The sequence below is a fragment of the Galactobacillus timonensis genome, assembly GCF_900240265.1.
Classification (GTDB): domain Bacteria; phylum Bacillota_I; class Bacilli_A; order Erysipelotrichales; family Erysipelotrichaceae; genus Bulleidia; species Bulleidia timonensis.
This window is the reverse complement of sequence record NZ_LT964739.1, coordinates 1,048,937-1,062,037: the sequence shown is the minus strand read 5'-3', so window position 1 is coordinate 1,062,037 and position 13,101 is coordinate 1,048,937. Positions and strand designations below refer to the sequence as shown.

The window sequence follows — 13,101 nt, the reverse complement described above, 5'->3', positions numbered from 1 at the left end:
CTCAACCTCCGAATACATCTTCCGGCCGCACACGGCACGGCGCCTTCCCGCCCGTATTATCACAGGTATTGGAAAGTCCTTTTGTATGCCAGCCGCATCCGAACGAAAGATTGCCGTTCCAGGTCGTACCGAACGTCGAGAACAGCGATCCGCTGCCAAGATAGAATACTTCCACATGACTGTGAGGACCGGTACTGTTGCCCGAAGAGCCGACCTGGGCAATCGCCTGTCCCGCCGTCACGATCGTTCCTGAAGCAAGCGGCGTCCCCTTCAGAAGATGCGCAAACAGCACACAGTACAGCGAACCGTTCACAACGCAGAGAATATAGATCTGGTTGCCGCCGCCCCAGACGCCGCCGTTGGATACGCCGCAGCCGTTGCCAAGATAACCATAATCACAGCCATCCGCCGAAGCCAGCACAACGCCATTGGCCGGAGCCACGACCGTCGTTCCCAACGGTGCCACGAAGTCTGCACCCAGATGAATGCCCCCCGAAGCGTAGTGCCACGTATGCGCATAGGCATTGATATGGGCGCCGGGAATCGGATAGGTCCAGCCCGCCGAAGCAGCTACTGAATTCAGGGCATTCTGCAGCTGGCTCATCTGTTCCTGAATCTGGGAAATGTTGGCAAGCGTCTGCGTCCGCTGCTCCTGCAGGAGGGAGAGCTGCTGCTCCATCGCCGTCTCCGCCTGCTGCGCCTGCACCATGTAGGCCAGCAGTTCATTCTGCTTATCCACCAGTTCCTGACGGTCCGCATCCAGCGACGCCTTCTGCGTCTCCAGTTCGGCCTTGTCACTGTTGAGCTGGGTAATCTGATCGGACAATTGTTCCATGACCGTATTGTCATGTTCCGTGATGTCATTGAGACCGTTGATCAGACGGATCAGCTGCTCAAAGGTACGCGCACCCATCAGAATGTCAAAATACTGATTGAGACGCATCGTCTGCTGGATCGTTTCCAGCCGCTGCTTCATCTTCTCTTCGCCGGCATCAACTTCCGCCTGATTCTTGTCAATATCGGCCTGCAGCGCCTCGATCTGCTTCTCCTTGACTGCGATCTGACCATTGAGATCCGCGATGTCGTCGTTGAGCGTCGCGGCCTGTTCCTGATAGTACTGAGCCTTGGCCGCATAGGCTTCAATATCCTCGGAAGCCTGGGCGATGTCATCTTCCAGCTGGCTCACCTGATTCTGCAGCGACGTGGAGCTCTCCGACTGATACTGCAGAAATTCGCGGCACGACGTCTTGTCGTCCGGCGAAAGGTCGCTGCCGCCGGTGCATAGATTCATCCAGTAGCTCGTATCGGAAAAGTCTTCGCCCTCGGCATGGACCGGAGCTGACATACTGAAAAGAAGCACTCCAGCCAGTATTCCTTCTGCGCTTCTTTTCCATAGATTCATCTTCAATATCCTCCGGCCATCAGCGCTTCCAGCGCAGGTAGCGTGTCACTGAGAAGAACGAGCCAAGGAAGCCGACCGCCATACCGATCAGCAGCAGGGCTACATTGATCTGACGCACAAAGGGCACCGGATTCAGCAGCGAAAACATCTGCGAAATCACATAGCCGCCCGTAAACTGATACAGATAGCGGTAGCCGAAATAGGTTCCAAGCATCGGAATGATTGAACCCATAGCTCCGATAATGACGCCCTCCACAAGGAACGGGGAGCGGATGAAGCTGTTCTTTGCGCCGACATTGCGCATGATCGCGATCTCATCGGCACGGGCCGAAATCGTTAGCTTGATCGTATTGGAAATAAGGGCCACCGCCAGCAATGACAGCGCAATCGCAAGTACCGCGCCGCCATAGCGGATGGTACGCAGAACACGTACCAGCGTCGTTGCCGAGCTGCCGCCGAAGTTGACGGACTTGACGCCTTCAATCTGCGAAATCTGATCGGCGACGCTTTCCAGCTGCGAGCCGTCCGAGATCTCGACATAGAAAGCATCGTGCATCGGGTTGTCCGAATCCATCGTCTCGTACAGCTTCCGGGTATTTTCATCGAACAGATCGAGGAGGTAGTTGAACTCTTCCTTCTTCGTATGGTAGGTAATGCTCGTGACGCCGGGGATCTCGGAGATCGCCATCTGAATGGCATCCTCCTGCTCCGCCGACTCATAGTTGTAGTCGACCATGACCGCAATCTGCACCGACTGTTCCAGGCCTTCCGTAAACTGCTGCATGTTGAAGGTGAACATCAGGAAGATGGAAACGATGGAAAGAGCGATCGTCACCGTGACGGCGGCGGAAAAACTCATTGCACCATGGCGGAAGACGCCGTGGAATCCCTCCTTCAGGGGTCTGAAAAAGCTACTCATGCTGCGCATAACCTCCCTGGGCAAGATCTGCCGTAATATGTCCGTGCTCCAGCACGATGGTACGCTTCCGGTGCTTGTTGACGATGGTCATGTCATGGGTAACCATGAGGATCGTCGTACCGTATTCTTCATTGATCTTCTCAAGCAGTGCCATGATTTCATCCGACATCTGCGGATCCAGGTTGCCGGTAGGCTCATCGGCGATCAGCACCTTGGGCCGGTTGGCAATGGCTCTGGCAATGGCGACACGCTGCTGCTGGCCGCCCGAAAGCTGATTGGGGAACGAGCTGCCCTTATCGTCGAGACCGACGAGGTTCATGACTTCACGTACGCGGCGGCGGATCAGATCCTTGCGCATCCCGATCACTTCGAGGGCATAGGAAATGTTCTCGAACACCGTCTTGGTCGGCAGAAGCCGGAAATCCTGAAAGACGACGCCGATGTTGCGGCGGTAAATGGGAACCTTGGAGTGGCGCAGTTTGCCGACATTGATGCCGACGACATTCACCTTGCCCTTGGTCGGGATCTCTTCTCCGTCGAGCAGCTTGATCAGCGTCGACTTGCCCGATCCCGTGGGACCGATAATGTAGACGAATTCGCCCTGGGCGATATTCATATTGATGTCGTAAAGCGCATTGACACCGTTCTTGTACTTTTTAAATACGTGGGTGCATTCAATCATGCATGGTTCCTCCTGCAGCTTCTGTTAAATCAGTGTATAGGTCCAGCCTTCGCCCTGCATATCGGCGACTTCGCTGGTAATAATGAATGCCATCGGATCCAGCTGCTTCACAGTAGCGATCAATTGATAATACTCCGTCTTTGATACAATCACCATGACGACTTTGCGCTCTTCCCGCGTATAGCCTCCGACCCCGTCGAGGATTGTGGAACTGCGGTTGAGGTCACGCGTAATGACATTGGTAATGGCATCCCACTTTTCCGAAATGATCTGTACCTGCCGCGCATCGGCGCCCGATCCCATCGTCAAAATCTTATTGAGAGCCACGGAACTTGCCATGACCGAGATCAACCCGATCAGAACAGCTTCCAGACTATAGATGAAGCAGCCCAGCAGAACGGTCAGACCGTCAAACAGAAAGACAAGCGTACTGACCGGAATATCGGTATAGCGGTGGATAACCAGCGGTGGAACATCCATTCCGCCGGTTGAGGCACCGGTCCGCATGACCAGGCCGACGCCCGCTCCGCCAAGTAAGCCGCCATAGAACGATGCCAGGGTCATGGATACTTCGGGAACGGGAACGATCCGCTGCAGCAAAATGTTGAAGACCGGATAGAGAAATGAGGACAAAACCGTTTTCAGAAAAAAGTCGCGGCCAAGAAAAATCCGGCCGACAAACAGCAGAATGATCGTCAGGGTGTTGGCCATCATGGTTGTATCAATATGCGTCAAAGGATAGAGGACGACACTGATGCCGGCGACACCGCCTGAAAGAATATTGTACGGGAGCAGGAACATCTCTACCGAGAGGCAGAGAAGAAATGTACCTGCAACAATGGACAGAGTATCCAAAAAGCTGTTCCGTTTGATTTTTACCGTGTGTACATTCTGGCTCATCGGCATGATTATAGCATGCCTGCTTCTCTTCCTTTTATAAAGGCGAAAAGACGGGCATGATGGAATTTGTTACATTCCATGAAAATTTTTCTTTTATTCTTTGTGGAAGGCTCAAGTGAAAAGTTAAATTCCACTTTAGAAAGCAAGTGGAAATAAGTCGTACAGAAGCGATGAACAGGGCATAATTTCGCTCTCGGTCATCGCTTTTTGCTTGCGTTTCTGCCTTGTGGACCTCAGAATAAAAGTATCAAGAGATCTAAAGAGACGCGTTGAAAGTCAATGAACTTTTAGCAGTTCATTGCCGTGAAAGGGTTATTTCAACTTGCGGATCGACGGCTTTCGCTGGATTATCGTTTCTTTAGAACGTATGGCTTCAGAATCACTTCATCCGAATTTGAAATGTTATGGAGCCCGAATTCATAGAATTTCTTTGCCGTTGGGTGGCTGAGAAATTCAAGAAGCTGAAAGGATGACTTGCCGTTCAGCTTTTCTTTTGGGTACGAGTTGATGTTTTCAGAGATGATATTGCATGCATGCTGGTCAATGAGACCGATTGCCTTAAGATCGCAGCCTTTGGGACAGATTTCCCGAAGAAGGAGATGAACGTTTTCGATCGATCCTTTCTGCCATGAAGCCATCGGATCACAGAAGAACATCCTTGTCCTGCGTGTTCCATCGGATCTGACTTCGGCCTGGTCCGCACATGTAAATTCTGAGCCTCTGTCTGTCTTAATGACTTCTACTTCCCTGTTGAACAAGTCATGCCCGAGAATCTCATCAAGGAGATTGATGCCTGCAAGCATATCAAGTGCGGTTTTCTCTTCATGATACAGGCAGAGCAGAAGATCGTACCGGAGGAACTTGAATGTCTGAATAAAGGGACCATTCGTGGAATCGTTATATACAGTGTCCATTTGTACGACTCTGGCATTGGGGTTTGCGGCCATGTATTCGTCGTATTCCTTACTGGTCCGGCCTTTGGTATAGGAAAGGTCCCGACGAGGCTTAAACTTCAGCTTTTTGGGCGGTGATCTGCGAACCTGCTTCTTCAGGTCCAGGCAGTTGATGGTAATGCCGGCTTCTCTAAACACACCGGTTTCGATATAGGTGTAAACGGTCTTTTCGCTCAGGCCAATCTCCGGATGTGCTTCCAGAATGGCGTAGACGGACTGTCCTTTCTCAAGCAGGGGTTTAATCAGTTCACCAAGTTTCCTTATCGTACTGACTGTAGCGTTAACTCCTGAACGAGATTCCACGAGAGTATCCCGGTAAGCAGAGTGGGCATGATCGGCATAGTATTTGAACTTGTTAAACCGGCAGCTGCTATACTTCCCGCAGCCGTTGCAAGCCCCGGGAGAGCGGTCTCTTCTCGCACAGGTAAATTGAACAAAAATCCTCATTTGCACCAGGGTGGTATTCATATGCTTATTTATTGACATTTTTAGCCATCCGGTCCCGATATCGCACTTTTCCTGGTGCGTTTAGCGCCATGTTGAGAAATAAGTCGATCTTTTCATACCTGTTGTCCGGCTTGGAAAGGATGAACCAGATCAAATTCATCCAGTCTTGTAGATCTTCTCTGTTGTATCCTCCATGCATGCGCATGTATTGCTTTACCAGAGCATGAAGGTTGTTGATCTTGTCTAACGGATTCTTTTCGTCAGGCAATCCCTTCGTTTCTTTTGTGAGATGGATCTCTTCTGACAGACCCAGTTTCTCGATCAGAACAGAATGAGAATTGTCACCATCATGAATCAGTTCAGAGCCTGGCTGTATATGATTCCCGAGCGCCGCCCATGTGCTTTTGCGGGAGGGCTTGGAGACATGTTCAACTATGATGAGGTTTGTCCCGTGCCCGTCGTGTGCTGCGACAACACAAATCTTATTCTTTGATATGCCGCGAAGTTTCTTTCCGTCTTTCGTAATCGTTCTTCTCTTTATGACAGGGAAGAACATTTCATCAAGGTATATTTTCCCTTTGAGCACAATGTTATCCTGAATTCCATTCAGAACAAAAAATACCTTTTTCAGCCAGTATCTGCCTGTGCTTTCGGCGTTTCGATTATCCCTGGCAGATGAATTAACAGAATGAAATTCAAACAGATACAGAAGATATTCAATCCATTCGGAGATTGGAATCTTCCGATCATCAAATATTGTGTTGGTAATAGGTGAAAACTTATGCCCGCAATCATGGCAGAGGTAACAGCGCATGCCATTCTTATAAAAACCATACTTGATGAAATTCGTGCTGCCGCAATGCGGGCAGGATTCAATATTTCTGTTATTCAGAAATTTGATTTCATCTGCCGAAAACTCTGGGTGTTTGGCATCATACCATTCGTGAATGGTATGGGAAATGAGCTTTTGAGAATCTGAAATGTCATGGTACTTGTCCCATTCAAGCTTTCTCAAAGACCGTCCCCAGAAGTGACGGTTCTTCTTGAGATTATTCATTTGTTTGGCGGTTTGAAGTTTCCAGGAGTTGACTAACGAAACCGCCAAGTCAGCGCTAATCAACTCCTGGAGACTTCCTGATCTGTCCCCTTTCCAGGACACGATCATTATAGCCCTGGATCAGAACTGCAACCCGTTCTTCCACCACCTTGGTGCAAATGAGGATTTTTGAACAAAATCCGTACAGTCAGTTGTACAGATCCTGTTGAATCTGCAGTGAGGGTAGGCGGCACATTCCAGAGGCAGCTTGAACTTGTATGCAAGCTCTCTGTGCCGCTCAATCTCTTTGCCGATTGTAGACTTATCCTTGCCGAGAAGATCCGCTATAGCTTTCTTGCTTGATCCGTTCTCAATGCCTTTCTGAATGATCTGACGATCACCGAACGTAAGATGCGACTGTTTTTTGGCGGCTTCCATATAGGAACCTCCTTTCAAGAAGAAGCCGCCGATCCTACCAATATGATACAAGAGGAATGAAAGAGTAAATTCAACTGGAAGTTAGTGAAAGACATACTTCCACTTAGCACTCCCTGAAGTGGAATTTAATTTTTCACTTCACGTTCTTTGTGGAAGACCATGCAAGCACCCCGAATTGTCTTGATTTTTCACTGGGATATGATATAAATAAATAGATTTATCTGGTACTTAAAAGATTTTACTTTATGGTATTTATGATCTAACGGTGAGACAAAAATGAACTTGAAAGAACAACAGGAATCGACGAAAGGAATTATAGACAACATCATTCGGGAACTTCTCAGAGCACGCCGCACGGCAGGTTTGACACAGAAGGAACTCTCCAGCCGGACCGGCATTGCCCAAAGCGACATCAGTAAGCTTGAGCGCGGCATTGGCAATCCTTCTCTGAAAACGCTGGCACGTCTGGCGGAGGGAATGGATCTTCAGCTGTCCCTTACATTCATGCCCAAGAAAGCTGAATAACCCTTCAGAAGTTCAGTTCCAGCAATTCCCGCAGACGACGAATCTGCGGTATTTTTTTATATTCCTGGACGGGGCTGCCTTCGGTATTCATCCATACCGGCTTCATGCCCGCAAGACAGGCACCATAAAGATCCGTCTGCCAGAGGTCGCCAATGAAGACGCACTCGTCGCAGGCAACGTGAAGGCGGTCTGCCGCAAGACGGTAGATGGCGGGATCGGGTTTATGGATGCCAATGTCGCCGCTGACGACCCAGTCGTCAAGAATCTCCTTGAGACCGGCCTTTTCAAGCTTATGATTCTGTCCGGATGCAGAGCCGTTGGTGACGACGCCGACCAGATACCCCCGCCTCTTCAGTTCCCGGATGACATCCATGGCATCATCAAAGAGAACCATCTGCTGCCAGAGGACGGATTCCCACCAGTCATTGAAGTCAGCACCCAGGTCGATCTTCCACTTCTTCAGGATGCCGTCACGTACATAGCCTTTATTGACATCACCATGCTGATCGAGAATCATACAGTGCTGCAGGATCACTTCACGCATCAGGGGATCAAGATCCGGATACAGATCATCGAGGCGGCGGGCATAGGTTTTATAGGCATAGACGCGCCGGTTGCCCAGCGTATCGTCCAGATCAAACAGATAAGCGCGAACAGTCATGATTCTTCTCCTTCTGATGCATTTCAACAAGGGCGATTATAATATGGAAAGGCGAGGAGTTCAGCATGTCAACTAAAGTCTGCGATTTCTGCTTCAACGAATATAAGGGATTGTTTACGCACACAGAGACGCTGCCGGACGGCCATATTATCTGCCGCAGCTGCCGTCAGAAGATTGAATCCTACGGGATGCGTGTGAAGTACGATCTGTTTCAGCTGCTGGTGACTGCGGACCCGAAGATGCGCGAAGTCATCATGAGCGATTATCTGGAAAGTCACTCGGTCGATGAAACCAGGGCGGCGTTCTTTCCGGATTCTCCGATTCCTCTTCACGCCGGAGAACACCTGATCAACCAGGTACCTGCCTCGATCGCCATCGATGCGGCCATGATTCCCCAGCGCGAAGTGATACAGCGGATTGCCGGCATCACCAAGAAGGATGTGTCGAATCTCTATGATGTTCCAAACGGCACCGAAGTCAAGGGAACCATCTATGAGACCGATGCGGCGTTCTACTTCCTTTCGAAGAATTTCATCAACGTCCACAGAAGAACCAACATCGTTCATTCGATCGAGGATCTCAATGCGATCCACATTCTTGAGCGCGGACACTCCTATACCTACAAAACGCCGCACACGGATCTGTTCTTCATGAGGGATACGCTGCACAGACTGATGGTGGCGAAGGAAAAGACGGCACACGCAAGCCTGATCTATCTTTCAAGTGACAACACGATGACGCTGATGCCCGGCATCTATATGGTGCCGAAAAATGTGAGACCCGGCACCTACTTTGTCAGCCCCGCTTCCAGCCCTGCGACCCTGCAGGTCCGTGACGCGCAGGGCCGCATCCGGACGGTAGCGGACGGAGAGCTTGATCTCGATGAGGGATCTCTGCTGGAAGTGACGGGTTCCTATGAGTTCCGCATCCACGAGCGTTCAAAGCGCAGTGTTGATCCTTCAAGCGGCGGCAGGCAGTAACAGTAACAAGAACAATAACAACAAAAACAACATCCTTGGAAAATCAAAGCGGCGAGAGAGAGAATCCTCTGCCGCCGTTTTGCCTGATCCCTGATGATTACTGTGCTGTTTTGTGGAAGATCCTGTCGAGATACGAATGCAGGATGCCGGTGCGGTTTCTGTCCATGACGATCTCATTGGCAAAATCGGCAGCCACATCCGCGTGCGAAGAGAACAGTCCCATGGCCCGGCGCCGATCATCGCTGGAAATGGAATGATCGACCAGGTACCGGTAAATGATAGCCAGAGGGCTGCTGATACGAAGCAGGTTTTGTTCCATAATTCACCTCCGATTAAGAAATACTAATGATGAGGTGTACAATCTGTCTCCAGCCTCAGTATAGCGCATTGCCTGCACCGGACTGCTATAATTTCCATAGAAAAGGAAGGTGATTTTGATGGAAACCAACAATGAGTTCGCAAATGAAATCGTTGAGAAAATCAAGGCGCTTGTAAAAGAAGGCAACGTTGCCAAGATCAATATCTGGCACAACGGAGAAAAGAAGGCATCCTTCCCGGTCAATGCCGGTCTGATCGGCGGCGTTCTGATGGCAGCTGCTGCGCCATGGGCGCTCGTCGTTGCGGCGATCGCTGCGGTTGGAACCAAGTGCTGCGTCGAAGTTGAGAAGAAGGACGGAACCATCGTCAATATTTACGGACATCACTGAAGCTGTATCGGGAAAAGATCAGGAAAAGGCGAACGGAGCGCATCGAATCATCGATGCCCTCCCGTCCGCCTTTATTTTTTTCAGGGTTCAGTGGCTGTTGTAGTTGTACTCATCATGATGCTTGACGATGACATCGTGAGCTCCGCCTTCAACGATCGAAGTCGGCGATACCAGCGTCAGACGCGCCTTCTGCTGCAGCTGAGGAATGGTGAGTGCACCGCAGTTGCACATGGTGGACTTGATCTTGGCCGTCGTCATGTCAACGTTGTCCTTGAGGAAGCCGGCATACGGTACATAGGAATCGACGCCTTCTTCGAAGGTCAGCTTCTTTCCCTGGCCCAGATCATAGCGGCCCCAGTTGCGGGCACGGTTCGATCCTTCGCCCCAATACTCCTTGACATAGGAACCGTTGACCATCAGCTTCTGGCCCGGCGCCTCTTCAAAGCGTGCAAAGTAGCGGCCCAGCATCACAAAATCCGCGCCCATCGCAAGGGCCAGAACGATGTGATAGTCATAGACGATGCCGCCATCGGAGCAGATCGGAATATAGACACCGGTCTTGCGGAACCATTCATCTCTTGCCTTCGCTACGGCCTGCACAGCCGTCGCCTGTCCGCGGCCGATGCCCTTGGTTTCACGGGTGATGCAGATGGAACCGCCGCCGATACCGATCTTGATGAAGTCTGCACCGGCCTCCGCCAGATAGTTGAAGCCGTCTTCATCGATGACGTTGCCGGCACCGATCTTGACCGAGTTGCCGTACTTGGCACGGATCCAGTCAATCGTTTTCTTCTGCCAGACCGTATAGCCGTCCGAAGAGTCGATGACCAGAATATCGACGCCCGCCTTGATCAGAGCCGGTACACGTTCCTCATAGTCACGCGTATTGATGCCGGCACCGACGACATAGCGCTTCTCATCGTCGAGGATCTCGTCCGGATATTCCTTGTGAGAGTCGTAGTCTTTACGGAACACGAGATAGAGCAGATGATCGTTTTCATCCACGATTGGTAGCTGATTCAGCTTGTGCTCCCAGATGATGTCATTGCATGCCGTCAGATCATCGCCCAGATGGCCGACAACCAACTTTTCGCGCGGCGTCATGAATTCGCTGACCGTCTGATCCGGATTTACATGGCCGATGCGATAGTCGCGGCTCGTCAGCATGCCCAGCAGCCTGCCGTTTGCCGTACCATCATCGGTAACCGCCATCGTGCTGTGACCTGTTTTAGCAAGCAGATCGAGCATCTCGGCAATCGTCGTATCGGGACGGACATTGGAATCGCTCGGAACGAAGCCTGCCTTATAATTCTTGACACGGGCGACCATGGCTGCCTGGGTCGCAATCGACTGCGATCCGTAGATGAAGGATACGCCGCCTTCTTTTGCCAGCGCAATTGCAAGCTTATCGTCAGATACCGACTGCATAACCGCAGAAACCATCGGAATATTCAGTTCCAGCGAAGGTTTCTCTCCCTTGCGGAAACGGACAAGCGGCGTCTTCAGTGAAACATTTGCCGGCGTATTCACTTCTTCGGTCAAGCCCGGAACCAGCAGATATTCGCTGAATGTATGCGACGGTTCCTCATAATAAGTAGCCATGAAACATCTCCCTCCTCTTTCAATTTCTCATCATTCTAAAGTCAAACCAAAGCAAAGTAAAGAACCGCGCGACGATCATGCTATACTTGTTGCGAGCAGAAAACGGGGAATTTTTATGAGACTGAAAAACAGTTATTTCTATACGCTGAAAGAGAATGCGAAGGACGAAGATTCCGTCTCTTCCAACCTTCTCGTACGTGCCGGCTACATCAAGAAGAGTTCCGCCGGCGTCTACATGATGCTGCCGCTGGGATGGAAGGTCATGAAGCACATTGAGGAAATCCTTCGCGAAGAAATGGACCGCACCGACTGTCAGGAACTGTTGATGCCGGCCCTCATTCCGGAAGACATCTACGTAGCTTCGGGCCGCCGGGCAGGCTTTGGTGACAGTATGTTCTCTCTGAAGGACCGTAAGAAGCAGAGCTATGTCCTTGGTCCGACGCACGAGGAACTGTTCGCCCAGGCCGCCAAGATGAAGATCAAGTCCTACAAGGACATGCCCTTCTCTCTGTATCAGCTGGAGACGAAGTTCCGTGATGAGCCGCGTCCGCGCTTCGGTCTGATCCGTACGCGTGAGTTCATTATGAAGGATGCGTACACCTTCGACGTGGATGAAAAGAGCTGCGACGCCTCCTATCTGAAACAGTACAACGCCTACAAGAACATCATGGAGCGTCTGCATCTCAACTACCGCATCGTCAAGGCCGATACCGGCATCATGGGCGGACTTCTTTCTGAAGAGTTCCAGGCCATTTCGCCGCGTGGCGAAGATACGATCGTCCTCTGCAGCAACAATGATCTTTCTTCCAACATCGAGGTATGCCCCTGCGTCCCTGAAAAGCCGGATCACAGGGAAGAGGAAAAGGAGCTGACCCTGGTCCATACGCCCAACAGCGGAACGATCGAAGAAGTTACGGATTTCCTGCATGAGCCGGCAAAGAAGTTCGTCAAGACACTGATCTATAACATTGACGGTCGGCCGGTAGCGGTCATGGTCCGCGGCGATCGTGAAGTCAACGAAACAAAGCTGCAGAAGTTCTATGGCGCCCAGAGCGTCGAGCTGGCTGATGCCGCGACTGTCGAAGAAGTGACCGGTGCCAAGGTCGGCTTTGCGGGCCCGATCGGCATCAAGTGCGAAGTCATCGCGGATGAGGAAGTGCTCTATATGCAGAACTTCGTCGTCGGCGCCAACAAGACGGACTATCACTATCAGAATGTAAACCTGAAGGATTTCAAGCTCGATGGGCACGGAGATCTTCGCAATATCATGGAGGGCGATACCTGCCCGAAGTGCGGCGGAAAGATCAGCTTCGCCCATGGCATTGAGGTTGGCAATACATTCAAGCTGGGCACCAAGTATTCGAAGGCCATGAACCTGCAGTATCTGGATCAGAACAACCAGCTGCAGGACGTCTGGATGGGAAGCTATGGCGTCGGCGTGGCCCGGGCAATGGCCGCCATCGTCGAACAGTACAATGACGAAAACGGCATCGCATGGCCGGCTGACATGGCACCGTACCAGGCAGCGATCGTTCTGATTGCACCGAAGGATGAGACGCAGTCGGCTTTGGCTGAGACGATGTATCAGGCGCTGCAGAAGAACGGCATCGATACGATTCTCGATGATCGTGACGCGCGTCCAGGCTTCAAGTTCAAGGATATGGATCTGATCGGCATTCCTTACCGCATCACGGTCGGAAAGAAGGCTGCGGACGATCTGGTTGAATTCAAGGTGCGCGGAAGCGACACCAGCGAAGACCTGACAGTCGAGCAGGCTGCTGCCAAAGTCAGGGAACTTCTCGACGCTTCGATTGTGCATGTGGACCATCAGGGCGAGCCGCACGATTGA

Annotated in this window: 14 protein-coding genes; 4 read left to right on the top strand and 10 right to left on the bottom strand. The window is 51.3% G+C overall.

Annotated elements, in window-relative coordinates:
- Position 1 precedes the first annotated feature (1 nt).
- The 7 genes from C1714_RS05005 to C1714_RS14220 form a co-directional block, all read right to left on the bottom strand.
- Positions 2 to 1,402, bottom strand: a complete 1,401-nt coding sequence (locus C1714_RS05005) for a murein hydrolase activator EnvC family protein (protein ID WP_102342158.1) — start codon at positions 1,400 to 1,402, stop codon at positions 2 to 4.
- Positions 1,403 to 1,421: 19 nt separating this feature from the next.
- The gene (ftsX, locus tag C1714_RS05000) at positions 1,422 to 2,321 is read right to left on the bottom strand and encodes a permease-like cell division protein FtsX (protein WP_102342157.1); all 900 of its coding nucleotides are present in this window, start codon (positions 2,319 to 2,321) and stop codon (positions 1,422 to 1,424) included.
- Positions 2,314 to 3,003: a cell division ATP-binding protein FtsE gene (gene ftsE / locus C1714_RS04995; protein WP_102342156.1), complete on the bottom strand. Its 690-nt coding sequence runs from the start codon at positions 3,001 to 3,003 to the stop codon at positions 2,314 to 2,316. Before ftsE ends, ftsX begins: the two co-directional genes overlap by 8 nt.
- Before the next feature lie 24 nt (positions 3,004 to 3,027).
- Complete coding sequence (locus C1714_RS04990; protein ID WP_102343148.1) at positions 3,028 to 3,903, bottom strand: YitT family protein; 876 nt, start codon at positions 3,901 to 3,903, stop codon at positions 3,028 to 3,030.
- 347 nt (positions 3,904 to 4,250) lie between these two features.
- Complete coding sequence (locus tag C1714_RS14400) at positions 4,251 to 5,303, bottom strand: IS30 family transposase (RefSeq protein ID WP_245305050.1); 1,053 nt, start codon at positions 5,301 to 5,303, stop codon at positions 4,251 to 4,253.
- Positions 5,304 to 5,328: 25 nt separating this feature from the next.
- Positions 5,329 to 6,360 (bottom strand): IS1/IS1595 family N-terminal zinc-binding domain-containing protein, encoded by a 1,032-nt coding sequence (locus tag C1714_RS04980; RefSeq protein WP_102342155.1) that lies wholly within the window; start codon positions 6,358 to 6,360, stop codon positions 5,329 to 5,331.
- A 120-nt stretch (positions 6,361 to 6,480) separates the two neighbouring features.
- On the bottom strand, positions 6,481 to 6,777 hold the full coding sequence (locus tag C1714_RS14220) for a helix-turn-helix domain-containing protein (RefSeq protein ID WP_210115257.1): 297 nt from the start codon (positions 6,775 to 6,777) through the stop codon (positions 6,481 to 6,483).
- Between the two features lie 276 nt (positions 6,778 to 7,053).
- Between C1714_RS14220 and C1714_RS04970 the strand changes: the two genes are divergently transcribed.
- Positions 7,054 to 7,302 carry a helix-turn-helix domain-containing protein gene (locus C1714_RS04970; protein ID WP_102342154.1) on the top strand — a complete coding sequence of 83 codons (249 nt, stop codon included), beginning with the start codon at positions 7,054 to 7,056 and terminating at the stop codon, positions 7,300 to 7,302.
- A 4-nt stretch (positions 7,303 to 7,306) separates the two neighbouring features.
- Here the strand turns inward: C1714_RS04970 and C1714_RS04965 are convergent, their stop codons facing one another.
- Positions 7,307 to 7,963, bottom strand: a complete 657-nt coding sequence (locus tag C1714_RS04965) for an HAD family hydrolase (protein WP_102342153.1) — start codon at positions 7,961 to 7,963, stop codon at positions 7,307 to 7,309.
- 65 nt (positions 7,964 to 8,028) lie between these two features.
- On the opposite strand from C1714_RS04965, the gene C1714_RS04960 reads away from it, so the two are divergent.
- Complete coding sequence (locus C1714_RS04960; protein ID WP_102342152.1) at positions 8,029 to 8,943, top strand: hypothetical protein; 915 nt, start codon at positions 8,029 to 8,031, stop codon at positions 8,941 to 8,943.
- 97 nt (positions 8,944 to 9,040) lie between these two features.
- Here C1714_RS04960 and C1714_RS04955 read toward each other — a convergent pair whose 3' ends face one another.
- A complete protein-coding gene (locus C1714_RS04955) occupies positions 9,041 to 9,262 on the bottom strand; it encodes a hypothetical protein (protein ID WP_102342151.1) in 222 nt (73 codons plus the stop codon).
- Positions 9,263 to 9,380: 118 nt separating this feature from the next.
- Between C1714_RS04955 and C1714_RS04950 the strand changes: the two genes are divergently transcribed.
- Positions 9,381 to 9,650 (top strand): DUF4342 domain-containing protein, encoded by a 270-nt coding sequence (locus tag C1714_RS04950; RefSeq protein WP_102342150.1) that lies wholly within the window; start codon positions 9,381 to 9,383, stop codon positions 9,648 to 9,650.
- A gap of 87 nt (positions 9,651 to 9,737) precedes the next feature.
- Here the strand turns inward: C1714_RS04950 and C1714_RS04945 are convergent, their stop codons facing one another.
- Entirely contained in the window at positions 9,738 to 11,252 is a 1,515-nt protein-coding gene (locus C1714_RS04945) for an IMP dehydrogenase (protein ID WP_102342149.1), read from the bottom strand.
- 115 nt (positions 11,253 to 11,367) lie between these two features.
- Here C1714_RS04945 and C1714_RS04940 point away from each other — a divergent pair, with 115 nt between their 5' ends.
- A complete protein-coding gene (locus C1714_RS04940) occupies positions 11,368 to 13,101 on the top strand; it encodes a proline--tRNA ligase (protein WP_102342148.1) in 1,734 nt (577 codons plus the stop codon).